This is a genomic window from Sphingomonas sp. IW22 (assembly GCF_041321155.1).
GTDB lineage: Bacteria > Pseudomonadota > Alphaproteobacteria > Sphingomonadales > Sphingomonadaceae > Sphingomonas.
Map to the genome: position 1 here is coordinate 918,392 of NZ_JBGGWB010000001.1, position 26,013 is coordinate 944,404.

23 protein-coding genes are annotated in these 26,013 nt (G+C 65.3%); 8 read left to right on the top strand and 15 right to left on the bottom strand.

The genetic code is table 11. The features are described from left to right. Positions 1-4: 4 nt before the first annotated feature. The 5 genes from ACAX61_RS04625 to ACAX61_RS04645 form a co-directional block, all read right to left on the bottom strand. On the bottom strand, positions 5-370 hold the full coding sequence (locus ACAX61_RS04625) for a response regulator (protein ID WP_370713631.1): 366 nt from the start codon (positions 368-370) through the stop codon (positions 5-7). 61 nt (positions 371-431) lie between these two features. Next, a complete protein-coding gene (locus ACAX61_RS04630; RefSeq protein WP_370713632.1) occupies positions 432-866 on the bottom strand; it encodes a chemotaxis protein CheW in 435 nt (144 codons plus the stop codon). Further along, positions 863-3,190: a chemotaxis protein CheA gene (locus tag ACAX61_RS04635; RefSeq protein ID WP_370713633.1), complete on the bottom strand. Its 2,328-nt coding sequence runs from the start codon at positions 3,188-3,190 to the stop codon at positions 863-865. The genes ACAX61_RS04630 and ACAX61_RS04635 overlap by 4 nt, the downstream gene beginning before the upstream one ends. Before the next feature lie 54 nt (positions 3,191-3,244). Beyond that, a complete protein-coding gene (locus ACAX61_RS04640; protein ID WP_370714901.1) occupies positions 3,245-3,895 on the bottom strand; it encodes a histidine phosphotransferase family protein in 651 nt (216 codons plus the stop codon). A 60-nt stretch (positions 3,896-3,955) separates the two neighbouring features. After that, entirely contained in the window at positions 3,956-4,369 is a 414-nt protein-coding gene (locus ACAX61_RS04645; protein WP_370713634.1) for a M67 family metallopeptidase, read from the bottom strand. 17 nt (positions 4,370-4,386) lie between these two features. On the opposite strand from ACAX61_RS04645, the gene ACAX61_RS04650 reads away from it, so the two are divergent. The 3 genes from ACAX61_RS04650 (at position 4,387) to mtgA (ending at position 7,092) form a co-directional block, all read left to right on the top strand. Continuing rightward, complete coding sequence (locus tag ACAX61_RS04650) at positions 4,387-5,340, top strand: RluA family pseudouridine synthase (RefSeq protein ID WP_370713635.1); 954 nt, start codon at positions 4,387-4,389, stop codon at positions 5,338-5,340. Between the two features lie 68 nt (positions 5,341-5,408). Further along, positions 5,409-6,314, top strand: a complete 906-nt coding sequence (gene rpoH / locus ACAX61_RS04655; protein WP_325282364.1) for an RNA polymerase sigma factor RpoH — start codon at positions 5,409-5,411, stop codon at positions 6,312-6,314. Positions 6,315-6,366: 52 nt separating this feature from the next. Then, positions 6,367-7,092, top strand: a complete 726-nt coding sequence (gene mtgA, locus ACAX61_RS04660; RefSeq protein ID WP_370713636.1) for a monofunctional biosynthetic peptidoglycan transglycosylase — start codon at positions 6,367-6,369, stop codon at positions 7,090-7,092. 7 nt (positions 7,093-7,099) lie between these two features. On the opposite strand, the gene ACAX61_RS04665 is transcribed toward mtgA, so the two are convergent. Continuing rightward, complete coding sequence (locus ACAX61_RS04665; protein WP_370713637.1) at positions 7,100-7,345, bottom strand: hypothetical protein; 246 nt, start codon at positions 7,343-7,345, stop codon at positions 7,100-7,102. A gap of 151 nt (positions 7,346-7,496) precedes the next feature. Between ACAX61_RS04665 and ACAX61_RS04670 the strand changes: the two genes are divergently transcribed. Further along, positions 7,497-8,303 carry a class I SAM-dependent methyltransferase gene (locus ACAX61_RS04670; protein ID WP_370713638.1) on the top strand — a complete coding sequence of 269 codons (807 nt, stop codon included), beginning with the start codon at positions 7,497-7,499 and terminating at the stop codon, positions 8,301-8,303. A gap of 46 nt (positions 8,304-8,349) precedes the next feature. Here ACAX61_RS04670 and phaR read toward each other — a convergent pair whose 3' ends face one another. Beyond that, positions 8,350-8,892 carry a polyhydroxyalkanoate synthesis repressor PhaR gene (gene phaR / locus ACAX61_RS04675; protein WP_370713639.1) on the bottom strand — a complete coding sequence of 181 codons (543 nt, stop codon included), beginning with the start codon at positions 8,890-8,892 and terminating at the stop codon, positions 8,350-8,352. Between the two features lie 95 nt (positions 8,893-8,987). On the opposite strand from phaR, the gene ACAX61_RS04680 reads away from it, so the two are divergent. The 4 genes from ACAX61_RS04680 (at position 8,988) to ACAX61_RS04695 (ending at position 15,509) form a co-directional block, all read left to right on the top strand. After that, on the top strand, positions 8,988-10,112 hold the full coding sequence (locus tag ACAX61_RS04680) for a polyhydroxyalkanoate synthase family protein (RefSeq protein WP_370713640.1): 1,125 nt from the start codon (positions 8,988-8,990) through the stop codon (positions 10,110-10,112). Beyond that, on the top strand, positions 10,030-11,205 hold the full coding sequence (locus ACAX61_RS04685; RefSeq protein WP_370713641.1) for an acetyl-CoA C-acetyltransferase: 1,176 nt from the start codon (positions 10,030-10,032) through the stop codon (positions 11,203-11,205). Before ACAX61_RS04680 ends, ACAX61_RS04685 begins: the two co-directional genes overlap by 83 nt. A 156-nt stretch (positions 11,206-11,361) precedes the next feature. Continuing rightward, positions 11,362-14,457, top strand: coding sequence for a TonB-dependent receptor domain-containing protein (locus ACAX61_RS04690; protein WP_370713642.1), 3,096 nt, complete (start codon positions 11,362-11,364; stop codon positions 14,455-14,457). A gap of 83 nt (positions 14,458-14,540) precedes the next feature. After that, positions 14,541-15,509, top strand: coding sequence for a 2OG-Fe(II) oxygenase (locus ACAX61_RS04695; RefSeq protein ID WP_370713643.1), 969 nt, complete (start codon positions 14,541-14,543; stop codon positions 15,507-15,509). 1 nt (position 15,510) lies between these two features. Here the strand turns inward: ACAX61_RS04695 and alr are convergent, their stop codons facing one another. The 8 genes from alr to ACAX61_RS04735 form a co-directional block, all read right to left on the bottom strand. Then, positions 15,511-16,542 carry an alanine racemase gene (alr, locus tag ACAX61_RS04700; RefSeq protein ID WP_370714902.1) on the bottom strand — a complete coding sequence of 344 codons (1,032 nt, stop codon included), beginning with the start codon at positions 16,540-16,542 and terminating at the stop codon, positions 15,511-15,513. A gap of 65 nt (positions 16,543-16,607) precedes the next feature. Continuing rightward, positions 16,608-18,209, bottom strand: a complete 1,602-nt coding sequence (locus ACAX61_RS04705) for an MFS transporter (RefSeq protein ID WP_370714903.1) — start codon at positions 18,207-18,209, stop codon at positions 16,608-16,610. A gap of 87 nt (positions 18,210-18,296) precedes the next feature. After that, positions 18,297-20,951: a valine--tRNA ligase gene (locus ACAX61_RS04710; RefSeq protein WP_370713644.1), complete on the bottom strand. Its 2,655-nt coding sequence runs from the start codon at positions 20,949-20,951 to the stop codon at positions 18,297-18,299. Positions 20,952-21,017: 66 nt separating this feature from the next. After that, positions 21,018-22,634, bottom strand: coding sequence for a histidine kinase famiy protein (locus ACAX61_RS04715; RefSeq protein WP_370713645.1), 1,617 nt, complete (start codon positions 22,632-22,634; stop codon positions 21,018-21,020). A gap of 73 nt (positions 22,635-22,707) precedes the next feature. Next, positions 22,708-23,205 carry a DUF2497 domain-containing protein gene (locus ACAX61_RS04720; protein ID WP_370713646.1) on the bottom strand — a complete coding sequence of 166 codons (498 nt, stop codon included), beginning with the start codon at positions 23,203-23,205 and terminating at the stop codon, positions 22,708-22,710. Between the two features lie 32 nt (positions 23,206-23,237). Then, positions 23,238-24,818, bottom strand: coding sequence for a TolC family outer membrane protein (locus ACAX61_RS04725; RefSeq protein WP_370713647.1), 1,581 nt, complete (start codon positions 24,816-24,818; stop codon positions 23,238-23,240). Between the two features lie 80 nt (positions 24,819-24,898). Beyond that, positions 24,899-25,585 (bottom strand): protein-L-isoaspartate O-methyltransferase family protein, encoded by a 687-nt coding sequence (locus tag ACAX61_RS04730; RefSeq protein ID WP_370713648.1) that lies wholly within the window; start codon positions 25,583-25,585, stop codon positions 24,899-24,901. A gap of 118 nt (positions 25,586-25,703) precedes the next feature. Beyond that, positions 25,704-25,997, bottom strand: coding sequence for an Hpt domain-containing protein (locus tag ACAX61_RS04735; protein ID WP_370713649.1), 294 nt, complete (start codon positions 25,995-25,997; stop codon positions 25,704-25,706). Between the last annotated feature and the right edge of the window lie 16 nt (positions 25,998-26,013).

The following is a 26,013-nucleotide window of genomic DNA, read 5'->3' on the forward strand; positions in this document are numbered from 1 at the left end:
CGGATCACGCCATGCCCACGATCTGAAGCTTCGACTGCAGCGTTTCGCGGTCGAACGGCTTCATCACATATTCGTCGGCACCCGCTTCGATCGCGGCGCGGATATGGGCCATGCCGTTTTCGGTGGTGCAGAACACGACCTTTGGCTTGTTCTCCATCTGCGTTTCGCGAAGGGCCCGCAGGAAATCCATGCCGCTCATCACCGGCATGTTCCAGTCGAGCAGCACGACGTCGGGCGCTGATTCAAGGCAAGCGTCCAGCGCCTCCCGGCCATCCGCCGCTTCGCGCACATTGAACGACAGCCCTTCAAGGATGTGCCGCGCGACCTTGCGGATCACCTTTGAATCGTCGACCACCAGACAGCTTTTCATTCTACGCCCTACTTTCGTTTCGACCCGTCACCGTCCTTGCACGACGGTTGTAAGCGTCGCGTTAATCGCTCGACATTTGCTGAAGGCCGGGGACCAGCGCGGCCAGGTCGATCACCAGCGCCGCTTCGCCGTCGCGGTCGATCACCGCACGCGTTGCCCGGGCCCATTCGCCGGGCAGCGTGACACCGGCGGCCAGCGGCCGGGGCGTGAATTCAGCCACATCGTCCAATGCATCGACGGCAAAGGCATAATGATGCCCGTCGATCTGCGAGACGATGGCGCGCCGGGGCACGCCGCCCCCCGCTTCACCGGCCAGAGCGCCCGCGGTGTCCAGCACCGTCACCACCCGGCTGCGCAGCGTGGCAAGGCCCAGCACGTGGCGTGCGGCGAGCGGCGTCGGCGTCACTTCGCCCAGGTCCACGACCGATTCGACGGCGGCGGATTCGATGGCCACGGGATGGCCGGCAACCTGTGCGAGCAGATACAGGCAGCTCATCGTACACGCTCCAGCCGGGCGCCGACTGCCGCCAGCAAGCCTTCGCGATCATATCGGTGGATGGCCCCGGTGGCGGCCGCCTTGCCGGGGTCGCTGGCCAGCCGGACCAGCGCAGCGCCGGTCGGCGGGGGCGTATCGTCATCGGCGTCCAGACGGATCACAACATCGGGTGTCTCCGCCCCGGCATGGGCCGCTACGCGCCAACCCGCGCCGCGAAGCATCGGCGCCAGGAAGGTGGACATCCAGCCGCCATCCCCCTCGTCCAGCACGCACAGCGGCTGACGCTTGATGTCGCCCACCTCACCATGGGTCGTGAATAGCCACAGCGCGTCGAGCAATTCGACCGGCTCCCCGTCAACCAGCACGACCCCGGCAATCGCGCCCGGCGCGGCGGGTGGTGCCTGTTCGGCCGGGATCGTGACGATGTCGCTCGCCTCCTTGATGGCATAGGCCAGCTCCGCATCGCCGTCGCGCAGGCGCAGCACGGCAAAGGATCGGTCAGGAATCGTCGCATGGGTGGCCAGCGGCACCAGCCGGTTGTCGATCAACAGCCGCAGGCGACCGCCGGTGCGGTATACCTGTGGCGGCTGCGCGGTTTCGATCCGGTCGACGGCCGCCAGCGGCAGCGCGCGGCGCACCCCGTCCAGATCCTGGAAGGTCAGCAGTGACAGGCCCGGCGCTTCGACCTCTTCCTCTGCAACCGCGACCGGCCCGTCCTCTCGCCGGAAACTCAGGCCCGCGACGTTCGCCACCCCGGCGCAATCGACCAGCAGCATCGGCCGTCCGCTGTCGGGCAGCGTCTGCCCGGCATAGACCCCCGCCGCCATCACGGCCGGGGCCGCCGGCTTGATCACCAGTTCCTCATGGTCCAGCACTTCGTCCACGCCCAGCACGAACGCGCCGACGCCGATGTTGGCGATGATCAGCATGTCCGGCTCCCGGTCGCCCGCCGACAAACCCAGGAGCGCGCCGAAGGGCACCACCGGCAGGCGGCGTTCGCGCACGGTGGCGACCATCCGCCCGCCAAGCCGTTCGATCCGCACACCCTGCCCGCCCAGCGCAACAATCTCCTCGATCACGCCGCGCGGCACGGCGAAACACTGTTCACCAACGCCGACGATGATCGTCGGCAGAATGGACAGTGTCAGCGGTACGCGGATTGCAATCCGCAGGCCCCGGCCCGGCGTACTGTCCAGCTCCACCCGGCCCCCGATCGCCTCGATCGCAGAGCGCACCACGTCCATGCCAACGCCGCGCCCGGAAATCGACGACACATCGTCCTTGGTCGACAGGCCCGGTTCGAAGATCAGCGCCAGCCGGTCCCGTTCCGGCAGCGCGCGCAGTGAACCTTCGTCGCGGCCATTCCTGACCAGCTTGGCAATCAGCCTTTCGGTGTCGATGCCGCGTCCGTCATCGGTCACTTCCACGACGATCTGATTGCCCGCCTGTCGCGCGGCGACCGTCAGATGCCCGGTTTCCGGCTTGCCCGCCGCGCGCCGAGCGGCCGGATCTTCGAGCCCGTGGTCAATCGAATTGCGGATGATGTGGACCAGCGGATCGCGCATCACCTCGATCATTTCGCGGTCCAGCTCGACGTCGCTGCCCTCCACCGACAAGGCGACGCGCTTGTCCAGGCTGGCCGCAGTGTCGCGCACCAGCCGCGGCAAGGCCGAGAACAGCATCTCGATCTTTTGCATGCGGGTCCGCGTCACGGTTTCGCGCATATCCGCGACCGTGGCGGACAGGCGTTCCAGCGCGGCCTCCGCCGTGGGGTCGACATCGCCCGCCCGCATCCGGCGCGCGAGTTCGTTTCGCGCCAGCACCATTTCGGACATGCCGCTCATCATCCGGTCGAGCAGATCGACACCCAGCCGGACGCTTCGCGAAGGGCTGCGAACCACTACCGGTCCCGCCCGTTCCGCAGGCGGCGGCGAACCGGCCAACGCCAGCATTGCTGCCGCCGGGTCTAGCGCGGCGATCAACAGGTCGTCGCTGCCATCGTCGAGCGAGGTTCCGCTGTCGATCGCATCGACGATCTCGCCGATCCGGTCGACGATCGCCAGCACCGCGTTGACCAGCCGCGCGTCGGGCACACGGCGACCGTCGCGAACCTGCGCCAGCGTGTCTTCGGCGGCGTGGGCCAGCCGCTCAAGCCGCGGCAGATCCAGGAAACCGCAGCTTCCCTTGACCGTGTGGACAAAGCGGAAAATGGCGTCCAGCCGCGCGCGGTCGTCGGGCGCGGCTTCCCACGCGACGATTTCCCCGGCCAATGCCTCGGCCGTTTCGCGTGTCTCCGCGATGAATTCCTGCAACAGGTCGTCCATGGTCCTCCGCCGGATTGGCCAGCGAGCCTTGAACGCCTGCAGTTAAAAGGGCGTTTATTTGGCGGCGAAATGCACGCCGAACAGCAATACTTCGGCCTCCGCCGGCGAAACCTGAAGCGTGCCGCCGCCTTCATCGACCAGCTGGCGCACCAGATGCGCCGCCGCCGACCGGGGCGTCAGCGGCCCCGACGCGCCAGAGCCGTCCAGTGCGGTGCGCAGTTCGGGGTCGAGGACGATTCGCGGCCCATCGGCGCGCACGACAATCTCCACCCGGCCGCCCCCGGCCTCCGCACCAACATCCAGCCGCCCGCCGCGCACCAGCGCGTCGCCGGCGATCAGCGCCAGGTTCAGCAGCACCTTGATCGCGGGCTTGGGCAACTGCCCCACCTCGACCAGCCAACCCAATTGCAGCCGCTGATTGTCGGCAAACAGCCCCTCGATCGCGGCGCATGCCTCCCGCGTGTCAACCATTTCGCCAAACCCGCCCGCCGCACCAAAGGCGAGGCGAAAGAATTTCAGCTTGTTGGCGGATGCGCGCGCGCTTTCCACCAGCAGCTCGATGCAGCGGGCGCGCATTTCAGGATCATGTTCATCGGCAAGCAGCTCAAGCCCGTTGTTCAGTGCCCCGACCGGGCTGAGCAGGTCGTGGCACAGGCGCGAACATAACAGGCTGGCGAATTCGGTCGGACTGGTCGGCAACGCCATCGGCTCCTCTCGCAAGCGGGCCTTGTGGCGCAGCGGGACTCCCGGCGCAAGCGATCAGGATCAATCCACGCCCGGTAACCATGGGACCGCGACGAACCGCCCAAGCACATCCCCGTCTGGGACCGCACGGAACAGCGACAGCGTGCCTCCGCCCAGAATGGCCCACAGCCTGCCATCGGCGTCGGCCATCGCAGCATCGGTCGACGACGGCCATGCCATGCCGGTCGGGTGCGAGTGCCAATAGCCGATAATGGCCGGCCTGCCGCCACGCGCCGCACGATGCGCGGCCAGCAGATGCGCGGGATCGATCTCGAACCGGGTGGCGGGTGAGGACGCGACATTGGCCGCGATGGTCGCGTGGATGACGTGCGCACCCCGCCCCAGCAGCAGGCCGCACGCCTCCTGCGGGTGGGCGGCGGCAGCCGCACGATGGATGCAGTCGACCGCCGCCCTTGAAATCATCACATCAGCCACCCAATTTCTTTACAAGAATGAGCCGGGGGGTTTCCACTATAGACGCAACGATCGCGCCCGCCGCCAATGGGTGGCGGCTGGACCGTGCGCTTGCGGACGCGGTGCCCAGCCTGTCGCGCGAACGGCTGAAGGCGTTGATCGCGTCCGGCGCGGTCATCGGCGCCGACGGCCCTGCACGCGATCCAGCGCGAAAGGCTGTGGCGGGCGCATCCTTCCGCGTCGAAGTGCCCGAACCGCGCCCCGCCCATAATGAAGCGCAAGCGATCGAGCTGAACATCGCGTTCGAGGATGAGCATCTGATCGTCGTCGACAAGCCGGCCGGGCTGGTGGTGCATCCTGCCGCCGGCAATCTGGACGGCACATTGGTCAACGCGCTGCTCCACCATTGCGCCGGCGAGCTGTCGGGGATCGGCGGCGTCGCGCGGCCCGGCATCGTTCATCGCATCGACAAGGATACGTCCGGCCTGATCGTTGCGGCCAAGCATGACCGCGCGCATGAGGGCCTAGCAAGGCAGTTCAAGGCGCACAGCATCGACCGCCGCTATCAGGCGATCGTTGGCGGCGTGCCGGTGGCGGGCAAGGGCACGGTCGACGCCCGGCTGGCCCGATCAACCGCCAATCGCAAGAAGATCGCGGTCGTTCAGGGCGATGCCGGCAAACATGCCGTCACTCACTGGCGCCTGGTCCAGCCACTGCGCGAAGCCGCGCTGGTCGAATGTCGGCTGGAAACCGGCCGCACTCATCAGGTGCGGGTCCATATGGCGTCCATCGGCCACCCACTGCTTGGCGACCCGGTTTATGGCAGGACCAAGGCCGCGCACCGTGCCGTGCTGGAAACGCTGGGTTTCAGGCGCCAGGCGTTGCATGCTGCCCGGCTTGGGTTCATCCATCCTGTCACAAGCACCGCTTTGTCGTTCGAAAGCAGGATGCCGGGCGACATGCAGGAACTGTTTAACCAGCTTGTCGTATAGCCATTTGACGATATTGCCGCGCGCGGTTGCGGCGGTCACATTCGTCCAACACCAAGGGAGATTCGGTCATGGCCAGCGGTAGCAACGTCCCGGCGACGATCCCGGCGCTTGGCGGCGAAGCGAGCCTCAACCGCTATCTGTCCGAGATCAAGAAGTTTCCGATCCTCAGCCCCGAGCAGGAATATATGCTCGCCAAGCGGTTTCAGGATCACGGCGACACGGAAGCGGCGGCACAGCTTGTCACCTCTCACCTGCGGCTCGTTGCCAAGATCGCCATGGGCTATCGCGGCTATGGCCTCCCCGTGTCCGAGTTGATCTCGGAGGGGAATATCGGCCTGATGCAGGGCGTGAAGAAGTTCGAGCCGGATCGCGGCTTCCGCCTTGCGACCTATGCCATGTGGTGGATCCGCGCCTCGATCCAGGAATTCATCCTGCGCAGCTGGTCGCTGGTGAAGATGGGCACGACCGCGGCCCAGAAGAAGCTGTTCTTCAACCTGCGCCGCATGAAGGCCAAGCTGGACGCGTTCGAGGACGGCGACCTGCGGCCTGAAGATGTGGCGAAGATCGCCAAGGATCTGGGCGTCACCGAGGATGAGGTGACCAGCATGAACCGCCGCATGGCGATGGGCGGCGACACGTCGCTCAATGTGCCGATGCGGGAGGATTCGGAGAGCCAGTGGCAGGATTGGCTGGCCGATGACGAGCCGCTTCAGGACCAGCGCGTCGCGGAAGCTCAGGAAGCCGATGTGCGCCACACCATGCTGGTAGAGGCGATGGACGACCTGAACGAGCGTGAGAAGCACATCCTGACCGAACGCCGCCTGACCGACGATCCCAAGACGCTGGAGGAGTTGAGCCAAGTCTATGGCGTCAGCCGCGAGCGCGTCCGCCAGATCGAAGTGCGTGCGTTTGAAAAGCTGCAAAAGGCGATGATGCGGCTGGCGGGCGAAAAGCGGCTGCTGGCGCTGAGCTGACCGCAGGCGAAAGCTGATTTTCAAGCCTGTCCTCTCACGCTAACCGACGGCAATGGCCAAGGCTGAAGGACAGGCGCGCGCACGGCGCGGCAATCGCAACTGGGGTCGGCGGATAACCGGTTGGCTGGCGAAGGCGGCAATCGCCTTCGTCCTGTTCAGCGTGGTGATCGTCGGCCTGTATCGTTTCGTGCCTCCGCCCTTCACCTTCACCATGGCAGGCGACATTCTGGCCGGGCGCAGCGTCACCAAGAACTGGCTGCCGATCGAAGATATCGACGTCGACATGGCCCGCGCGGCGATTGCGGCAGAGGATTCGAACTTCTGCTCGCATCACGGATTCGATTATTCCGCCATCGCCGCCGCGGCGATGCGAAACGCCAGCGGTGGGCGTGTTCGCGGTGGATCTACGATCAGCCAGCAGACCGCGAAAAACGTGTTCCTGTGGCAGGGCGGCGGCTATTTCCGCAAGGCCGTGGAAGCGTGGTTCACGGTCCTGATCGAGGCGATCTGGGGCAAGCGGCGGATCATGGAAGTCTATCTGAACGTCGCGGAAACGGGCATCGGTACTTACGGCGCCGACGCGGGCGCACTTCGCTATTTCGGCCACGGCGCCGGACGGCTGTCCGAACGGGAAGCAGCCCGAATCGCCGCCGTGCTGCCCCTGCCAAAGAAACGGCCGGGTGTCGCCCCAACGGGTTTCACCCGGCGCTATGGCAACCGCATCGTGTCGCGCATCGGCGTCGTTCGCCGCGAGCGTCTCGACGCGTGCGTCCGCTGATCCGGATTTACTCGACGGCCTTTTGCGCGGCGTCGCCGACCTTCTGCGCGCCTTCGCTCACGCTTTCGGCGGCGCCGGTGATGGCGCTGGTCTCTGCCGTTTCGTTGCGGCTCTGATTCATAAGGTAAAAGGCGCCGACGATAATCGCGATCAACAAAGCGATGCCGATCAGCACGGTGCCGCCACTGCTGCGCCGTTCGATCACGGTGGTGGTGTGCGGCTGATCGCTATAAGTGGTGCGTTCCTCTACCATGATGAGACCCCTTGTTGTTACAAGGGCGCAACCGTTCAGCCCGCCGGACGGTTCCCGCGCAACCAATATGCGCGCCGCCGGTTGTTGCCGCGCCGGCCCGCGTGTAGCGTTCGCACAGTCGGTACGTCGCCGAATAAGAGGGGGAGAGATCATGCGTCAGACGATCGCCGTGCTTGCCGTCGCCACTACCGCCGTCGCGGTCGCCAGCGTCGCGACGGGCGCGCCGCAGAGCCAGCGTGGCGCACTTCGCGCCGCTGTCGACGCCCCCACCCGCACGCCCGCCAACAAGGCCCGCGACAATGCCCGCCATCCGCTGGAAACCCTGTCCTTTTTCGGAGTTCAGCCGACGCATACCGTGGTCGAGCTATATCCCGGCGGCGGCTGGTACACCGAAATCCTGGCACCCTATCTTAAGGACAAGGGACAGCTCTGGGTCGCGGCGCCCGCCCCCAATGGGCTTAAGGGCGTGCAGTCGCTGATCGCCAAGGATGCCGCCACTTATGGCAAGGTGAAGGTCGCCGCCCTGCCCGCCGGCAATGGCATGACCGGGGTGCCCGATGGCAGCGCCGACGTCGTCCTGACGTTCCGCAACGTCCATAACTGGCGTTTTGGCGGCGCCGACGCCGCGCAACAGGTATTCAACGCCGCATTCCGCATGCTGAAACCCGGTGGAACGCTGGGCGTGGTCGAACACCGCCTGCCCGAAAGCCGCGACGCCGCAGCCGAGGAAAAGAGCGGCTATATGAAGACCAGTTCGGTTATCGGCTTTGCCCGGAGCGCCGGGTTTGAGGTTGTCGGCCAGAGCGAGGTTAACGCCAATCCCAAGGATACTGCCGACTATCCGGGCGGCGTATGGACGCTGCCGCCGTCGCTGCGTGGCGCCGATCAGGATCGCGCCAAATATCAGGCGATCGGTGAAAGCGACCGTATGACGATCCGCTTCCGCAAGCCTGCCTGATCGACCAGCGCCCGGCTGCCGTTATCGCGGCGGCCGGGCGTTCCAGTCAGCCGAGCTTCTCGACCTTGGACTGAAGCTCTGCCAGCTGCGCCTTAAGCGTTGCAATTTCTTCGTCCTTGGCCTGCGCCGGAGAGGCGACGCCGCCCTTGGGCTTGAACGCGGCGGTTGCCGCTTCGAACATTTCGATGTTGCGCTTGGCGATTTCGGCAAAGGGCGAATGGGCAAACGCCCCCTCGACCGCCGTCTTGAACTGTTCCTGATTCCGGCGAAAGCTCTCCATCGACGCTTCCAGGTAACCTGGCACCATTGCCTGCATGCTGTCGCCATACAGGCTGATCAATTGACGCAGGAAGCTGACCGGCAACATCGTCTGGCCCCGCGCCTCTTCTTCCATGATGATCTGGGTCAGGACATTATGCGTGATGTCTTCATCGCTGCGGGCATCGACGACCTTGAAGTCGCGGCCCTCGCGCGTCATCACCGCCAGATGGTCGAGCGTGATATAGGACGAAGTCTCGGTATTATAGAGGCGCCGATTCGCGTATTTCTTGATGATGACGGGACCGTTTCCCGCACTCGCCTTCTTCATCGCATCGGACCCCTGTGACTTTTGACAATCCGACCGTATCATCCTTTGTTGATGCACCGCAACACGGGCCGCGTCCGCTGCCCCTGTTTCTTTCCATGCTGCGCGAAAGGACCGCAGCATCGTCCAATCGGCGCGACGCCGTTCTGGCCGGACTGGCTGCCTATCAACGCGCCCCGCGCAACACGCCCCGCGCCCCGCGCCCCGTGCTGGCACAGGCCGGCAACGCCACCCTGCGCGACTATCGCGGAGACGCGAGCAAGGGGGCGCCCGTTGTATTCGTGCCCTCGCTGATCAATCCGCCGCATGTGCTGGACCTGGCGCCCGACAATTCGCTGCTGGGCTATCTTGCGGATGTGGGATTGGCGCCAATGCTGGTCGATTGGGGCACCTCGGCGTGGGAGGATCGCGGCCTCGACATCGGTGGCCATGTCACTGAACGCCTGTTGCCGATGCTGGCGACGCTGGACCAGCCGCCGGTGCTGGTCGGCTATTGCTTGGGCGGGACGATGGCGATGGCGGCGGCAGCGCTGACGCCGCTTGCCGGGCTGGCGCTGCTGGCGACGCCGTGGCGCTTCTCCGCCTTTTCTGATGCCGCACGCGCGGACATCGCTGGACTTTGGCAAGCCGGGGAGCCCGGTTGCGCGGCGCTGGGCGTGGTGCCGATGGAGGTGTTGCAAAGCGGTTTCTGGCGGCTGGACCCTGACCGCACGCTCGACAAATACGCCCGTTTCGCGACGCTTGACCCGGCGGGGCGCGACGCTGCCGCCTTTGTCGCGCTGGAGGACTGGTCCAATCAGGGCGCGCCCCTGACCTATGCCGCCGGGCGTGAGTTGTTCGACGATTTCTATGACGCGGATATGCCCGGCACCGGGCGCTGGCGCGTCGGCGGCCAGCGTGTCGACGCGGCGGGACTTTCGATGCCGCATGTCGAGTTTGTGTCCGCGACCGACCGGATCGTGCCCGCCACGACCAGCGCGATGCTGCGCGACCGGCGCGTGCTGAATGCCGGGCATGTCGGCATGATCGTCGGCTCTCGCGCCAGAACACAGCTATGGGCGCCGCTGGCCGACTGGTTAAGCGCCGCCGTCGTCGCTAGATTGCCACCCGAACGACCCTCATGCCCAGGAGCTTCCGTCCATGACCCAGATCGTTATCGCCGCCGCAAAGCGCACGCCCGTCGGCAGTTTCCTCGGCGCGTTCGCCGGCACGCCCGCCCATGAACTGGGCCGCATCGCGATCGAAGCCGCGCTGGAACAGGCCGGGGTAAAGGGCGAGGAAGTTTCCGAAGTCATCATGGGTCAGGTGCTGACCGCCGGGCAGGGCCAGAACCCCGCGCGTCAGGCGTCAATGGCCGCTGGCATCCCCAAGGAAGTGCCCGCATGGGGCGTCAATCAGGTCTGCGGGTCGGGCCTGCGCACCGTTGCCCTGGGCATGCAGGCGATCGCCAATGGCGATGCCAGCATCGTCGTTGCCGGGGGACAGGAATCCATGTCGATGTCCGCCCATGCCGTTCAGATGCGCGCGGGCACCAAGATGGGCGATGCCAGCCTGGTCGACACCATGATCAAGGACGGCCTGACCGACGTGTTCAACGGCTATCACATGGGCATCACCGCCGAAAATCTGGCTGAGCAATATCAGGTGACGCGCGTCGATCAGGACGCCTTTGCCGTGCGCTCGCAAAATCTGGCGGAAAGGGCCCGCAGCGAAGGCCACTTCAAGGACGAAATCGCGCCCGTCACGATCAAGACCCGCAAGGGCGAGAATGTCGTGGCCGATGACGAATATATCCGCGCGGGTGCGACGCTGGATGCGGTGTCGGGCCTCCGTCCGGCCTTTAAAAAGGACGGCACGGTTACGGCGGGCAACGCCAGTGGCATCAACGACGGCGCCGCCGCGCTGGTGCTCATGACGCGTGAGGAAGCCGACAAGCGCGGCATTACTCCGCTCGCCACGATCAAGAGCTTTGCCAGCGCGGGTGTCGACCCGTCGGTCATGGGCATTGGCCCCGTCCCCGCCAGCCGCCGCGCGCTGGAGAAGGCGGGCTGGACCGTCGCCGACCTTGACCTGATTGAAGCGAACGAGGCGTTTGCCGCACAGGCACTGGCCGTTGGCAAGGACATGGGCTGGTCGGACGACAAGCTGAACGTGAACGGCGGGGCCATCGCCATTGGCCACCCGATCGGCGCATCGGGCGCGCGCGTGCTGACCACGCTGCTATACGCAATGCAGCGCCGCGACGCGAAAAAGGGCCTGGCCACGCTGTGCATCGGCGGCGGCATGGGCATCGCCATGTGCGTCGAGCGCGACTAAAAAGCCACGGTCTCCGGAGTGTCGCCGTGCGGGATGTGACAGTTTTGTCACGTCCCGCCACCAAGTTTCAGACCGTACCATCCGTGACTTGCTCCCCACGCGTCAAAGCGCTTTTGTTCGCTCATCAAGCGTTCAGAAATGTGCAAAGGGGATATCATGCGTAACACTCGATGGATGTCTGCGACTGCGCTGGCAGGCGTCGCGGCATTCCTGCCGACGGCTGCGTTCGGCCAAGCGGCCGTTCCGCCCGCAGCCGCCCAGGCAGAGCAGCTGGAAGCTGACCAGACCACGCCCGACGCCGACGCCTCGATCGTCGTCACTGGCACGCGTATCCGCCAGCCCAACCTCGAGTCGACGGTGCCGATCACCTCGGTTTCGGGCGAGGAGTTTTTCGAAACCGGTCAGGTTTCGGTCGGCGACATCCTGAACGACCTGCCGCAGCTGGCGAACACCTACAGCCAGCAGAACTCGACCCGGTTCCTTGGCACCCGCGGCATCAGCCTGCTCGACCTGCGTAACCTGGGCACCCAGCGCACCCTGGTACTGGTCAACGGCCGCCGTCATGTTGCTGGCGACATTCTCGTCAACGGCGTTTCGCCCGACATCAACACCATCCCGACCGACCTGATCGAGCGCGTGGACATCACGACCGGCGGCAGCTCGTCGGTCTATGGTTCGGACGCGATCGCAGGCGTCGTGAACTTTGTCCTGAAGGACAATTTTGAAGGCATCCAGCTGCGTGGTCAGGCCGGCGTTAACGTCGACTATGGCGATGCAGGCAACCAGTATGTGTCGGCCTTGGTCGGCAAGAACTTCGCCGAAGGTCGCGGTAACGTCGCGCTGAACGTCGAATTCTCGCACCAGTCGGACTATTATGGTTCGGGCCGCCCGGCGTTCCGCCAAAACAACGGCTTCGTCACCGTCGACACCGACACCGGCACCAATTTCGACAGTACCCCCGACCGTCAGTTCATGCGCGACATCCGTTTCGCGACGCTGTCGCTCGGCGGCCAGGTGGCTTATGCCAGCCCGTCAGGCGCCTGCGGTCGTGACCCACTGGGCAGCCCCTATACCTGTGCCTATCTGTTCAACCCCGATGGCACGCTGGTCCCCCAGACCGGCCAGCGGGTCGGCCTGGCACCAAACGGCAACTTCATCGGCGGCAACGGCCTTTCCAATCGCGAAGGCCAGTTGCTGGCGCTGTCGCCTGATCTTGAGCGCGTGTCGGTCAACGCCATCGGCCACTTTGAAGTGAGCCCGGCGTTCGTTCCGTTCTTCGAGGCGAAGTATTCGCGTTCCAAGGCGTTCGGTTCGCAGTCGGGCCCGTTCTTCTCGCAGGGTGGCACGCTCGGCGCAGGGGCGCGTGAACAGATCCGCTTCGACAATCCCTATCTGACCGACCAGGCACGCGGCGTCCTGACGGCGGCCCGCATCGCGTCGGGTGCCAGCGCTCCTGCTGGAGACACCCGCTTCGCGCTTCGCAAGAACTGGGTCGAATTCGGCATCCGCGACGAAGAAATCACGCGTGAAACCTTCCGCATCGTTGGCGGTATCCGCGGCGACTTCAACGATGACTGGAACTACGAGCTGTCGGCCAACTATGGCGAGCACAACGAAACCAACCTGATTGCTGGCAACGTCAACATCCAGCGTTATTTGCTGGGTCTGGATGCCGCTCGCAATTCGGCTGGTCAGATCGTCTGCCGTTCGCAGATCGATCCGGCGGCAGCAGTCGCCTATGTCGACAATCCCGCAACGCTTGCGGCCGACGTCGCGGCATGCGTGCCCATCAATCCGTTCGGCCAGGGCGCTTCGTCGCAGGCGGCGCGCGATTATGTGATCATGGACTCACTGGCGACCGGCAAGATCACGCAGTTTGTCGGTTCGGGCTTTGTCTCGGGTGACCTCAGCCAGCTGTTCGAGCTGCCGGGCGGCCCGATCGCATTCTCGGTCGGCGCGGAATATCGCCGTGAAACCAACTATTACGATCTCGACGACCTGACGCAGGCTGGTTACGCCTTCTACAACGCCATTCCGGAATTCACGGCCCCGGCGTTCGAAGTGAAGGAAGTCTTCGGCGAAGTATCGATCCCGCTGCTGAAGGACCTGCCGTTTGCGCATGCCCTGACGATCACCGGTTCGGGCCGTCTGGCCGACTATAACAACGCGGTCGGGACCGTGTTCGCATGGAGCGCAGGCGTCGACTATGCGCCGATCCCGGATGTCCGCTTCCGCGGCAGCTATTCGCGGTCGGTTCGTTCGCCGAACCTGTCGGAGCTCTACTCGGCCCAGAGCCAGAACTTCGCACCCGGCTTCAGCGATCCCTGCTCGGAGCGTAACATCGGTCAGGGTTCGAACACTCGCGCCGCGAATTGCGCCGCAGCGGGCCGTCCGGCTGGTTATGACTATGTCTACACCTCGTCGCTGGAAATCCTGAGCGGCGGCAATCCGGATCTGCGCGAAGAAACCGGCGTTTCGTACACGATCGGCGGTATCTTTGAGCCGACCTTCTTCCCCGGCTTCTCGATCTCGGTCGACTATTACGACGTCGCGGTTAAGAACGTGATCACTTCGGTCTCGGCCCAGACGATCGCCAACCAGTGCTATGACCTGGCCACGCTGGACAACCAGTTCTGTGACCTGATCCAGCGCGCCGGTCCCGGCGGCGGCCCGAACGGTGAAGAAGAATTCCGCATCCTTGAGGGCTCGCTGCTCGCATCGACGCTGAACTTCGCCAAGCTCAAGGCGCGCGGCATCGACACCAACATCAGCTACCGCCAGAATCTTGGCTGGGGTAACCTGGTGCTGTCGGGCATCTGGACGCGCGTGCTTCAGCGTGACAGCTTCACCAACCCGACCGATCCGGACCGGATCAACCGCGTTCTGTACGAACTGGGCAACCCGCGGGATCAGGTGAACATCAACGCACGTCTGGGCGTTGGCAATGTTCGCTTCGGCTATGAAATGCGCTGGCTGAGCAAGCAGTACCTCAACACCTATGAGGACTTTAACTCGCTCCAGGGCCGTCCGCCGGAGAACCCTGACTATGCGCCGTTCCAGTTCTATCCGGAGGTGTTCTACCACAACATCCGGGCAGATGTGGACATCAACGACAAGTTCAACCTGTATGCCGGTGTCGACAATATCGGCAACCAGCTGCCGCCGCTCGGCCTGACGGGCGTCGGCGGAGGCTCGGGCGTCTATGATGTGCGCGGCCGTTACGGCTATCTGGGCTTCGTTGCGAAGTTCTGATCGTCCACGATCGACAGGATTGGGGGTCGGGCGTTCGCGCCCGGCCCCTTTTCTTTTGCGCCGCAGCCTTTGATAATCACATCATGCACCATGACGCCGCAAACCGCCTGATCGCCGCCGGGCGTCCCGACGACGCGATCTCGATGCTCAAGATGGCGGGCCAGCGGGGCGATGCGGCGGCGTGGTTCAGACTGGCTATTCTTTATCTGGTCGGCAGCCACGTTCCCCGCGACCTTCCCGCTGCGCGCAATGCATTGGCGCTGGCGCGTAAGGGCGGGCACCCCGGCGCAGTGCTGACGGAAGCGGCTTTGACCGCCAACGGGACCGGTGGCGACAGCGACTGGCAGAGGGCGGTCGCGCTTCTCAGGGAAGCGGCGACCCGCCATCAGATCGCCCGCGAGCATCTTGCATTGCTCGATTCAATGGATCTGGACAGTGAAGGTAACCCGAAACGCCTGCCCGATGTCAGGTCGCTCAGCGACGCGCCAAAGGTTGCTCTCGCCAACGGCTTCATCTCTCCCGCTGAGGCGCGTCACGTGGTTCAGGCCGCCGCCGACCTTCTGGAGCCAGCAACCGTCGTCGACCCGCGCACCGGCAGGCTGATCGCCCACCCGATCCGCACGTCCCGCAATGCAGCCATTGGTCCCACGCGCGAGAGCCTGCCGATACAGGCGATCCTGCGGCGAATTGCGCGAATTACAGGCACGAACGTAACGCAAGGCGAGCCGCTGACGTTGCTGGAATACCGTCCCGGACAGGAATACCGGCCGCATCTGGACGCGCTGCCGGGACAAGCAAACCAGCGAACGAAGACCGTGCTGCTGTACCTGAACCACGGCTATCAGGGCGGTGAGACGCGCTTCCTGAAAAACGGCCTGACCGTCGCAGGTCGCGGTGGCGATGCACTGATCTTCGACAATGTGCTGGCCGACGGTCGGCCCGATCCGGATGCCGAACATGCCGGCCTGCCCGTGACGGCGGGGCAGAAGCTGCTAGCGACCCGCTGGATCCGCGCGCAGCCGGTGGACCCGTGGACGATGGGCGGCGCTTGACCTAGTCGATCCAGCGCCGTTCGAACCGGGCGCCTAGGCCCGTCAGCAATTCATATTGCGACCGGCCCGATGCCGCCGCCCATGCCGGCAGATCGGGCGAGAAGTGCACCCAATCCCCCTCCCCCAGACGCGGCGCGGCGGTCACGTCAATGGCGATCAGGTCCATCGACACCCGGCCCAGGATCGGCAGTCGTGCACCGTCGGTTGTGGCGACGGCATCATGCTGAAGCGCACAGGGAAAGCCATCGGCATAGCCAAGGTTGATGATCCCCACTTCGGTCGTGTCGGGCGCGATCCAGGTGGCATTATAGCCCACGCTGCCCCCCGCGGGGACACGACGCCGCTGCAGGATCTGAGCCTCTATCGCGACCACAGGCCGGATGTGCGGCACCATCGCGGCACAGGGGACACCGCCATATAGCGCCAGACCGGGCCGGGTCAGGTCGAAGGCGAAGTCGCGTCCCAGCGCGATGCCCGCCGAATTGGCCAGGCTCATCCGCGCCGCAGACGTGCGCCCCGCCAACGCGGAAAAGGCGTCGCGCTGGGCTACGTTCATTGGGGATGCTTCCTCGGCGCAGGCAAGGTGGCTCATCAGCGTACCGATCGCCATGCCGTCCAGCACCGTGATCTCATCAACAGACAGGCCCAGCCGGTTCATGCCCGTGTCGACCATGACGTCGCAGTCACCATGCCCACGCCAGCGGGCGATCTGCTCCGCCGTGTTCAACACCGGCCGCGCGGGCAACGTCGTTGCCACGGCCATATCGGCGGCGCGAACGCCGTGAAGCACTGACAGCGACAATTGATGTCTCTGCACCAGCGGCGCCAGCGCGGCGGCCTCTGCCCAGGTGGCGACGAAGAAGTCGCGGCAACCGGCGTGCGCCAGCCGCTCGACCACGCCCGCCGCGCCCAGTCCATATCCATTCGCCTTGACCGCCGCGCCTGTCGCCACGCCGCCGCCCAGCGCCTTTAGCGCGCGCCAGTTGTCCGCAAGCGCGGCGGCGTCGAGGATCAGGCGTGAGGGAAGCTCGATATTGGTCACCCGGCCCCGCTAGCGCGACATGGCCGCCGGGACCAGCCCGCGCAGCCGCGCCGCCTTCAGTCCGTCGCTTCGTTCCCCAGCGTTTCCTTCAGACCGAATGCGACGACCAGCAGCGCCATCGCCGCTACGCCCATCGTGTACCACAACCCGGCATAGGGATCACCCGTGCGCGCGACGATATACTGGCTGATAAAGGGCAGGAATCCGCCGAAATATCCGGTGCCGATATGATAGGGGATCGACATCGACGAATATCGGATGCTGGGCGGAAACATCTCTGCCAGCACGGCGGCGACCGGGCCATAGGTTGCGCCCGACAGTGCGCTGAGGCCGATGATTGCGACCAGAATGATGGCCAGATTGGTGCCGGTCGGCACCACCTTTTCCAGCCTGTATCCCGCCTCTGCCAGCGCGGCGTCCAGACCGGCAGGGCTGACATCGGCGACAGGCATGCCGCCGACCGTCACCGCAACGACATTGGCGGGCGCCTTGGTATAGGCGATGCCCTGTTTCGACAGGTGATCCAGTACCTGTCCGCACCGGTCCGCCTGCTTCGCCACAAACGGATCATAGGCACAGGCCGGTCCGTGCACGATTACGGGCGCCCGCGCGGCGGCCTGGGCAAGGCCGGGATTGGCGGCGCCGCCGATCAGCCAGAACAGTGGGAACAGGAACAGGAGCGAGGCGATCAGCCCGACGACGATCGGCAATTTGCGCCCGATCCGGTCGGACAGGCGCCCGAACAGCACGAACCAGAACAGACCCGCGGCAGCGCCAGCGCCGGTAATCAGCTGCGCCGTCGTCTCCTCGACCCGCATCGGGCCGGTCAGGAACGACAGCACGCTGAACATGGCGGTGTACCAGATCACCGTCAGACCCGCCGCGATGCCGAACAGCGCGACCAGCAGCCGCTTTTTGTTGCCGGGATAGGTAAAGCTTTGCACGAACGGATTGCCCGCCAGCTTGCCCGCCGCCTTCATCGCGCGGAACACCGGGCTTTCCGACAATTTGAAGCGCATCCACAGCGACACCGCCAGCAGCAGGATTGAGAAGATGAAGGGCATGCGCCAGCCCCAGTCGAGCCAGGTCTGCGCCGACATCGCGCCCTTGAAGCCAAGCACGACGATCAGGCTGAGGATGAAACCGCCCGCCACGCTCGCCTGAATGAAGCTGGTATAATAGCCGCGGCGCTTTTGCGGTGAATGCTCCGCAACATAGATGGCCGCCCCGCCATATTCGCCGCCCAGCGCCAGTCCCTGCGCGATCCTGAGCAGGATGATGATCGTGGGCGCGGCCATGCCGATCGATGCGGCGGAGGGGACGAAGCCAACCCCCGCCGTCGCCACGCCCATCAGCGTGATGGTGACGAGGAACGTATATTTGCGGCCCAGCCGGTCGCCCAGATAGCCGAAAAGCACCGCGCCCAGCGGACGAAAGCCGAAGCCGATGGCAAAGCCTGCCCAGGCAAGCAGCGCCTGCATGACTTCCGACCCGGCGGGAAAGAAAGTGCGCCCGATAATCCCCGACGCTGCGAGCGTGCCATAGATGAAGAAGTCATACCATTCGAACACGGTGCCCAGCGAAGATGCGGTGATGACCCGCCGGATATCGCTGGCCGAGGGGGTTTCCCCGGCGCCGTCCACCGCATTTACGACCATCGTCATCCCCGCCCCCGTTCTACTTCCCCGTTGGTTTAGCCGTTGGCGCGGCGCGGGCAAGCGGTGCGTTGGCAGGCAGCCAGGGGGTCACCCCAGCCGCGCCAGCGCCGCCGACAGCCGTTCGGCCTCTGCCGCCTTGTCCGCATGATCCGCCCGCGCCTTTTCAACCGCTTCGGGCTTGGCGCGTTCGATGAAGCTGGCATTGGACAGGCGCCCGGCTAGCGAATCGCGCTCCTTCGTCGCGGCGGCAATCGCCTTGGTCAGGCGCGCGCGTTCGGCGTCGAGGTCGATGACGTCGCCCAGGGGCATCATATAGGTCGTCTGGTCGACCACCACCTGCAACGCCCCGCCCGGCGGCAATTGCCCGACGATCAGGTCGACGCGCGCCAGCCGGGCCAGCGCCACCGTCTGTGACTGAAGGCGCGCTTCGGTCGTGGCATCGGCATCGCGCGCCAGAATGGGCAGGCGCGCACCCGGCGGTACGTTCAGCTCGTTGCGCGCTGCGCGCACTTCGCTGACCAGCCGGATCAGCCAGTCGATCTCGGCCTTGGCTTCGGGGTCGAGCGCGCGGGCGTCGGGCATCGGCCATTTCGCGACGATCAGATCATATTCGCGCGTGCCCAGCGCATGCCACAGCTCTTCGGTGATGAAGGGCATGAAGGGGTGCAGCATGACCAGAATCTGGTCCAGCACCCAACCGGCAACGGCCTTGGTTTCCTTGTCGATGGTGCCCTTGATCAGCTCGAGATACCAGTCGCAGAAGCGGCTCCACACGAACTGGTAGATCGCGTTCGCCGCCGCATCGAAGCGCAGATCGGCCAGCGCCAGATCCAGCGCCTGCACCACCTCGACAGTTTCGGCGATGATCCACTTGTTCACGGCGTGGGTCGCGACCGGCGGCTCGATCGACTGCGACGCGCCGATACCGTTGGCCATGGCAAAGCGCGTTGCGTTCCACAACTTGGTCGCGAAGTTGCGGTACCCCTCGACCCGCTTCTCATCCATCTTGATGTCGCGGCCCTGGCTTTCCATCGCCGCCATGAAGAAGCGCAGCGCGTCGGCGCCGTATTTGTCGATCAGGCCCAGCGGGTCGACGGTATTGCCCTTGGACTTCGACATCTTGGCGCCGTCGGCCGCGCGTACCAGCCCGTGGAGATACAGCTTGCGGAACGGCACATCGCCCAGGAAGTGCATGCCCTGCATCATCATCCGCGCATCCCAGAAAAACAGGATGTCGAAGCCCGAAATCAGGATGTCGTTGGGGTAACGCCCCGCCGCCTTGGGATCGGCTTCTGGCCAGCCCAGTGTCGCGAACGGCCACAGGGCGGAGGAGAACCAGGTGTCGAGGACGTCGGGGTCGCGGGTCAGGGCGACCCCCGCCCCCGCCGCTGCCTGTGCCTCAGCCTCCGTCTCGGCGACGAACACGCGGCCGTCATCGGCATACCACGCCGGAATCCGGTGTCCCCACCACAATTGCCGCGAGACGCACCATGGCTGGATGTTCTCCATCCAGTTGAAGAACGTCTTCTCCCACGACTTCGGCACGATCTCGATTGCGCCGCTGCGAACCGCCTCGATCGGGGCCTTGGCGAGTTCAGCGGCGTTCACATACCATTGGTCGGTCAGCCACGGTTCGATGACCACGCCCGACCGGTCGCCATAGGGCGCCTGAATGGTGCGCGGCTCGGCGTCATGCTCCGCGCCGTCCTTGTCGATGTGCGGGATCAGGAAACCCTCGGCCTTCAGCCGCTCGACCACAGCCTTGCGCGCGGCGAAGCGGTCCTGTCCGATCAACTCGGCGGGGACGAGACCATCGGCGGTCTGGCAGATTGCGGCCTTGGCATCGAGCATGTTGAGCATGTCGCGCGCCTCGATACCCGCGCGGCGGCCGACCTCGAAATCGTTGAAGTCATGCCCCGGCGTGATCTTGACGGCGCCCGAACCCAGTTCGGGATCGGCATGTTCGTCGGCGACGATCGGGATCAACCGGCCCGTGATCGGCAGGCGCAGCCGCTTGCCCACCAAAGCCTTGTAGCGGTCGTCGTCGGGATGCACCGCGACCGCCATGTCGGCCAGCATCGTCTCTGGCCGGGTGGTCGCCACCTCGACATGGCCGCTGCCGTCCTCAAGCGGGTAACGGATGCGCCAGAAGCCGCCCTGAACCTCTCGCGTTTCGACCTCAAGATCGCTGATCGCAGTGCCAAGGCCGGGGTCCCAGTTCACCAGCCGCTTGTCGCGATAGATCAGGCCGTCGCGGTGCAGGTCGACGAACACCTTGAGCACGGCCTTTGAAAAGCCTTCGTCCATGGTGAAGCGTTCGTCGGCCCAGTCCATCGAACAGCCCAGCCGCCGCAGCTGGCGCGTGATGGCGCCGCCGCTTTCGGCCTTCCATTCCCAGACCTTGTCGACAAACGCCTCACGGCCCAGGTCGGTGCGCTTGACGCCGTCCTTCGCCAGATTGCGCTCCACCACCATCTGCGTCGCGATGCCCGCATGGTCGGTGCCCACCACCCAGCGCGCGTCCTTGCCCTGCAACCGGGCGTGGCGGACCAGAATGTCCTGCAGCGTGTTGTCCAGCGCGTGGCCGATGTGCAGCGAGCCGGTGACGTTTGGCGGCGGGTTGACGATCGTCCACGGTTCGGCACCCGGCCGTTCGGGGCGGAACAGGCCGGCGCCTTCCCAATGCGCATACCAGCGCGATTCGATGGCGGCGGGGTCGAACGTCTTGGGCAATTCAGTCATAGCGCCGCTCTATCCAAGCGAGCCGAGATGACAAGCCGTTGGCGCAACGCGCGACGCGATCGGCGATCAGGCGATGCCGTTCGGCCCCTCCAGCAATTGCTTGATGCGGTGCGACAGCTCGGCACGGCGATAGGGCTTTCGCACTACTTCAAAGACACGGCTATCCTCATCCAGCGCCCGGTCTGAATAACCGGTGGTCAGCAATACCGGCAAGTTCGGAAATTCCCGCCGTACCGTCTGCGCCAGTGCAACGCCCGACATGCCCGGCATGACGATATCGGTGAACAGCAGACTGAACTGCTCGCCCCCGCGTAACCGCTCCAGCGCCTGAACGGCGTTCAGGGCGTGAACGACCGAATAGCCCAGATCCTCCAGCATCGCCTGACCCAGCTCGGCCACCTGCGGCTGATCCTCGACCATCAGGATGGCTTCCCCGCCGCCCTGCGTCCGCTGGACCGATGCCGTATTTGGCTCGGCCATGCCGCGCGCGCGAACGAAGTAAAGGGTAAAGCGCGCGCCGCCCGACGGCAGGTTCTCAACCGCGACACCGCCGCCCGACTGGCGCATGAAGCCGTAGACCATCGACAGACCAAGCCCACTGCCCTCCCCCACGCCCTTCGTCGAAAAGAAAGGGTCGAAAATGCGGTGGATGCTGTCATCATCGACGCCGCGACCGGTATCGGTCACCGACAGCGCGACATATTCGCCCGGCTCCAGCCCCGGCGCGGGCAGCGCATCGGCTGCCAACACCAGGTTTTCGGTCGCGATGGTGACTGTGCCCCTCCCCTCCATCGCGTCGCGAGCATTGGAGAGCAGGTTCAATAGCGCCATTTCAGCCTGGATCGGGTCGATCCGGCTGTTCCACAGATTATCGGCAAGCTGTCGCCGCACTTGGATGCCGTCGCCCAGATTGCGTTCGATGACGGGCCCGAAGTCCATCAACAGCGTGTTCAGATTGAGCAGCCGCTCGCGCAATTCCTGTTTCCGGGCAAAGGCGAGCAGCTGCTGGGTCAACGTCGCCCCGCGGCTGGCGGCCATGCCGATCGCCTCGATCGCGCGGCGGGCGGCTCGGTCATTTTCGTCGACGCGCCCTTCCAGCAGATCGACATAGCCAAGGACGACCTGAAGCAGATTGTTGAAATCGTGCGCGATGCCGCCGGTCAGCTTGCCCACCGCCTCCATCTTCTGCGCCTGATGCAACGCCTCTTCGGCTTCCTTGCGGCGGGAGATATCGAGCTGGCTGGCAAAGAAGAACAGCAACTCACCAGCGTCGTCGAACACCGGCGAGACGAACAGGGCGTTCCAGAATGTCGAGCCGTTCTTGCGGTAGTTCAGGATTTCGACCGCGATTTCCTCGCGCCGCTCGATCGCCTCGCGAACCTGACGGACGGCGGCGCGGTCGGTTTCCGGGCCCTGAAGGAAACGGCAGTTGCGCCCGACGATCTCGTCCGAGCTGTACCCCGTCATCTTCTCGAACGCGCGATTGGAAAAGACGATCGGATTGTCGGGCTGGTGCGGGTCGGTGACGATCATCGGCATCCGGGTCGTCTGGACCGCCGCGAAGAAGATGTCGTGACGCGCGCCACCCAGTTGTGACGCATTCACCGGGTCCGGCTGCGGCGCCTTCGGCAGGCCGGGGAACAACATACCGCCCGGCAGCTTATCCGAATCTTGATCGCTCATCTTCCCCGAACCCGCGAAAAGGCCGTTGGTTGCGGCCGGGAACGGCGAAGGCGATACGGTCCTTGGGCGCGGTTCAGCGTTCGTTGCGACCCGAAATACGCGCAATTTCGCGCGAAACCATCGTCTCGACAATGGCGGGCAGATTGGCGTCCAGCCATTCGCTGAGCATCGGTTTCAGCATTTCACGCACCAGCCCTTCCAGCGTGTCGCTGCCAGCGACCTCGGGCTTAACGACCAGCCGGGAAAGCGCCTCCAGCCGACCGCGCGTCGCCTGGGCCACACGGGGGGACAGGATGTCGGGGTCGGTAGTGCCGTCCGCCGCGGCAAAGGTCGCGCGCTGCGGTTCGGGACGCGGCGCCTCCGCACGGGGCACATCAGCCGCGGCCGCATCGTCCAGTTCCAGCACCGTTTCGGCTTCCTCATCATCATCGTCGTCGGCGACCGTCTCGTCGGACAGCGGCCTGCCCATACGCCGGCTGAGCGGCGCCTGCGGCTCACCCTCTTCGGCGATGATCCGTTTGATCGAGGACAGGATGTCCTCCATCGACGGTTCAGTGCCCAAATCCCGCATAACGACCTCGCCGCATTGCCCCCCCGCGCCGGTCAGCGGGGCGTTGGCGTTTCAAGTGAGGGATTGGCGGGGTCGGTGTCAACGGGGCGCTGAAGTTCCGGCTCCAGCGGCCGCGTGACGACGGGCGTCTGCGCGGGCGCGTCGACCGTGCGCGTTCCAACCGCGATCGGCCTGGGCTCGTCGTCGAAATCGAACCACGCCTTGTCCACGCGCTCATAATCCGTGATCGGGTCGTAAAGCGCGCCGCCGTCCAGCCCCAGATCCTGGGCTTCTGCCCGGCCCATTGCCGCCAGCAACGCGAAGCCTGCGACATAGGCGTTGCGCCGTGCGCCGACCAGATCGACCTGGCTGTTCAGCAATTCCTGTTCGGCGTTCAACACTTCGATGATGGTGCGGTTGCCGACGCTGTTTTCCGCACGAACACCCTCGAGGCTGAGACGGTTGGCTGCGACGGCGGCTTCCGATGCCTCGATCACGCGCTGGGCCGATTGCCAGTTGGCGAACGCCGTTCGCGCCTGTGCCACCACCTGACGCTCGGTTGCGGTCACCTGTTCGATGGCAACGCTTTGCCGTGCCTGGGCCTGACGCACCTGCGCTGCGGGCCGGCCGCCCTGATAAAGCGGCACGGTGAAGCCGATGCCGGCCTGCGCCGCCGTGCCCGTCTGCGGCACACTCCCGCCCACCACCGACGATTGCAATGTGCCCAGATAATTGAAGTAATTGCCACCGGCGACCACGTCCACCTGGGGCAGACGCGATGCACGCGCGGCGCGGACATCCAGCGCGGCCGCATCCCGACTACGCTCGGCTGCTTCCAGCGCGGGATTGTTGTTCAGCGCGGTTCCAACCGCCGCTTGCGGATCGGGCGGCAGATTGGGCAGCATCGGCGGTGGCGCCAGTTCGCCCGGCGGCGCGCCCACGACCTGAAGATAGGTTTCGCGACTGGTGATCAGTTGCGCCTCTGCCTGGCGCAGAGTGCCGATCGCACCCGACAGCCGGGCTTCCGACTGGGCCACGTCGGTGCGCGTCAGGTCGCCCACTTCGAACCGGTCACGCGCGGCCTGAAGGTTGATCTCAAGACTGCGGACATTCTGGCGGTTCAGCTGCACCACCGCCTCGTCGCGGATCACATCGTTATAGGCAGCGACAACCTGGGTGAAGAGGTCGGCTTCGCTGCTGCGCAGGTTCGAGCGTCCCGCCTCGACACGCGTTTTGGCCGCTGCCACCGAATTGCGAACCCGTCCCGCGGCAAAGACATTCAGGCTGGCGTTGAGGTTGGCGGTCAGGGCACGGTCGGGTTGCAGAAAGGCGTTTCGCCCTTGGACGACGTTTTCGACGTAATTGCCCTGCACCCCCAGCTGCGGCAATGCATCCGCCCGCGCCAGTGGCACACCCTCATTGATCGCGCGCAGGTTCGCACGCTCGCCAGCGATTACCGGATTGTCGCGATAGGCGCGCAACATCGCATCGCGCAGCGTCGTCTGCGCGGCTGACGGAACGGCTTCGGGTACCGGCGGCGCGGGCGGCAGCGGCGCGATCGTCTGCGCCGCCGCTCCGATCGGGAACAGCATCACCGTTCCAGCCAGAAAGGCCAGCCTCATCCCCCTTACCATGCCCGTTCTTCCGCCCTTTATGCGAAGCTTGAGCGAGCCGCCCTTATGGTCGCCGCCCGATCCGCCAGATTATCCTTCGATCAGAATGTAAAGCCCCGCGGCTTTTCAAAGCCCGGCAAAACCGTACACACACAATCCGCGAAGTCCATCAAACCAAAACCCGTCGCCGAACGGGTGCCCGTGGCCAGTCGCGTCACGCCGCGATCGACCAGCCCGGTGGCAATGCGCGCGCCTGGCCGCGCCTGCTCAAGAAATGCATCCGGCACCTGCTCGATCGCGCCATCGACGATGATCACGTCATAGGGTGCACCGGCGGCCCAGCCGTTGTTCAGCGGCCCTTCGACGACTTCGACATTCGCGACGCCGGCCAGTGCCGTGCGGGCCAGCGCCACCAGTAACGGCTCGCTTTCCAACGCAACCACTTCGCGAGCCAGCTTGGACAGCAGCGCAGCGGCATAGCCGCCCGTCGCGCCGATCAGCAGCACCCGGTCGCCGGGCGCGATGCGCGCCTCGGTCAACAGGCGCCCGGTTGCGAGCGGGTTGTTGTGCCGGCGCCCGCCAGGCAGCTCGACCATGGTGTCGGCATAAGCGAAGCGCGCCACCGCGTCGGGCAGAAAATGCTCGCGCGGCACCTGCGACATCGCCGCGACGACACGCGGATCGTTCACGGCGCTGGTCCGCAACTGGCTGGCGACCATCCCATGGCGCAGCGCTTCGCTACGCTCAGGCGTGATCGTCGTCCCATCGATGGTTGCAGTCGTCATCATGCCCACCCTCTTCGCACAGCCGTATTAGTCGTGCAATACACTAGTTGATCTCGACGGCTTCTATCGCGCTGCGGGCGCGCCGCCAAGCAATTGGCAAGGCAGGCGACGAAAAGGGCAATTACAAGCGTCCAACGGCTTCGTGCAGCCGGTGCAATACCGCGGCATCCCCGACTTGCGCGTCAGCCGCCTCCCCCGCCAGCGCCATCAGGTCCAGCGCGCCGAAGCTGGCCGCCAGCCCCTTTAACCGCCACCCGCTCTGTTGCCATGCGCCGGGCGAACTGGCCGCCTCCATCGCGGACAGCGCACGATGCGCGCTGTCGACAAAAGCGCTGCGAAGCTCTGCGATCAGTGCGGGTTCATCCCCCACCGCAGCCGCCAGCGTCGCGTCGATCGTTCCAAAGTCATATGCCATCGGTCGGATACGATAG

Excerpts from the sequence above, each read along its gene's own strand:
- ACAX61_RS04625 (WP_370713631.1), bottom strand. The coding sequence starts at position 370 with ATGAAAAGCTGTCTGGTGGTCGACGATTCAAAGGTGATCCGCAAGGTC.
- ACAX61_RS04630 (WP_370713632.1), bottom strand. The coding sequence starts at position 866 with ATGAGCTGCCTGTATCTGCTCGCACAGGTTGCCGGCCATCCCGTGGCC.
- ACAX61_RS04635 (WP_370713633.1), bottom strand. The coding sequence starts at position 3,190 with ATGGACGACCTGTTGCAGGAATTCATCGCGGAGACACGCGAAACGGCC.
- ACAX61_RS04640 (WP_370714901.1), bottom strand. The coding sequence starts at position 3,895 with ATGGCGTTGCCGACCAGTCCGACCGAATTCGCCAGCCTGTTATGTTCG.
- ACAX61_RS04650 (WP_370713635.1), top strand. The coding sequence starts at position 4,387 with ATGAGCCGGGGGGTTTCCACTATAGACGCAACGATCGCGCCCGCCGCC.
- rpoH (WP_325282364.1), top strand. The coding sequence starts at position 5,409 with ATGGCCAGCGGTAGCAACGTCCCGGCGACGATCCCGGCGCTTGGCGGC.
- mtgA (WP_370713636.1), top strand. The coding sequence starts at position 6,367 with ATGGCCAAGGCTGAAGGACAGGCGCGCGCACGGCGCGGCAATCGCAAC.
- ACAX61_RS04665 (WP_370713637.1), bottom strand. The coding sequence starts at position 7,345 with ATGGTAGAGGAACGCACCACTTATAGCGATCAGCCGCACACCACCACC.
- ACAX61_RS04670 (WP_370713638.1), top strand. The coding sequence starts at position 7,497 with ATGCGTCAGACGATCGCCGTGCTTGCCGTCGCCACTACCGCCGTCGCG.
- phaR (WP_370713639.1), bottom strand. The coding sequence starts at position 8,892 with ATGAAGAAGGCGAGTGCGGGAAACGGTCCCGTCATCATCAAGAAATAC.
- ACAX61_RS04680 (WP_370713640.1), top strand. The coding sequence starts at position 8,988 with ATGCTGCGCGAAAGGACCGCAGCATCGTCCAATCGGCGCGACGCCGTT.
- ACAX61_RS04685 (WP_370713641.1), top strand. The coding sequence starts at position 10,030 with ATGACCCAGATCGTTATCGCCGCCGCAAAGCGCACGCCCGTCGGCAGT.
- ACAX61_RS04690 (WP_370713642.1), top strand. The coding sequence starts at position 11,362 with ATGCGTAACACTCGATGGATGTCTGCGACTGCGCTGGCAGGCGTCGCG.
- ACAX61_RS04695 (WP_370713643.1), top strand. The coding sequence starts at position 14,541 with ATGCACCATGACGCCGCAAACCGCCTGATCGCCGCCGGGCGTCCCGAC.
- ACAX61_RS04705 (WP_370714903.1), bottom strand. The coding sequence starts at position 18,209 with ATGGTCGTAAATGCGGTGGACGGCGCCGGGGAAACCCCCTCGGCCAGC.
- ACAX61_RS04710 (WP_370713644.1), bottom strand. The coding sequence starts at position 20,951 with ATGACTGAATTGCCCAAGACGTTCGACCCCGCCGCCATCGAATCGCGC.
- ACAX61_RS04715 (WP_370713645.1), bottom strand. The coding sequence starts at position 22,634 with ATGAGCGATCAAGATTCGGATAAGCTGCCGGGCGGTATGTTGTTCCCC.
- ACAX61_RS04720 (WP_370713646.1), bottom strand. The coding sequence starts at position 23,205 with ATGCGGGATTTGGGCACTGAACCGTCGATGGAGGACATCCTGTCCTCG.
- ACAX61_RS04725 (WP_370713647.1), bottom strand. The coding sequence starts at position 24,818 with ATGGTAAGGGGGATGAGGCTGGCCTTTCTGGCTGGAACGGTGATGCTG.
- ACAX61_RS04730 (WP_370713648.1), bottom strand. The coding sequence starts at position 25,585 with ATGATGACGACTGCAACCATCGATGGGACGACGATCACGCCTGAGCGT.
- ACAX61_RS04735 (WP_370713649.1), bottom strand. The coding sequence starts at position 25,997 with ATGGCATATGACTTTGGAACGATCGACGCGACGCTGGCGGCTGCGGTG.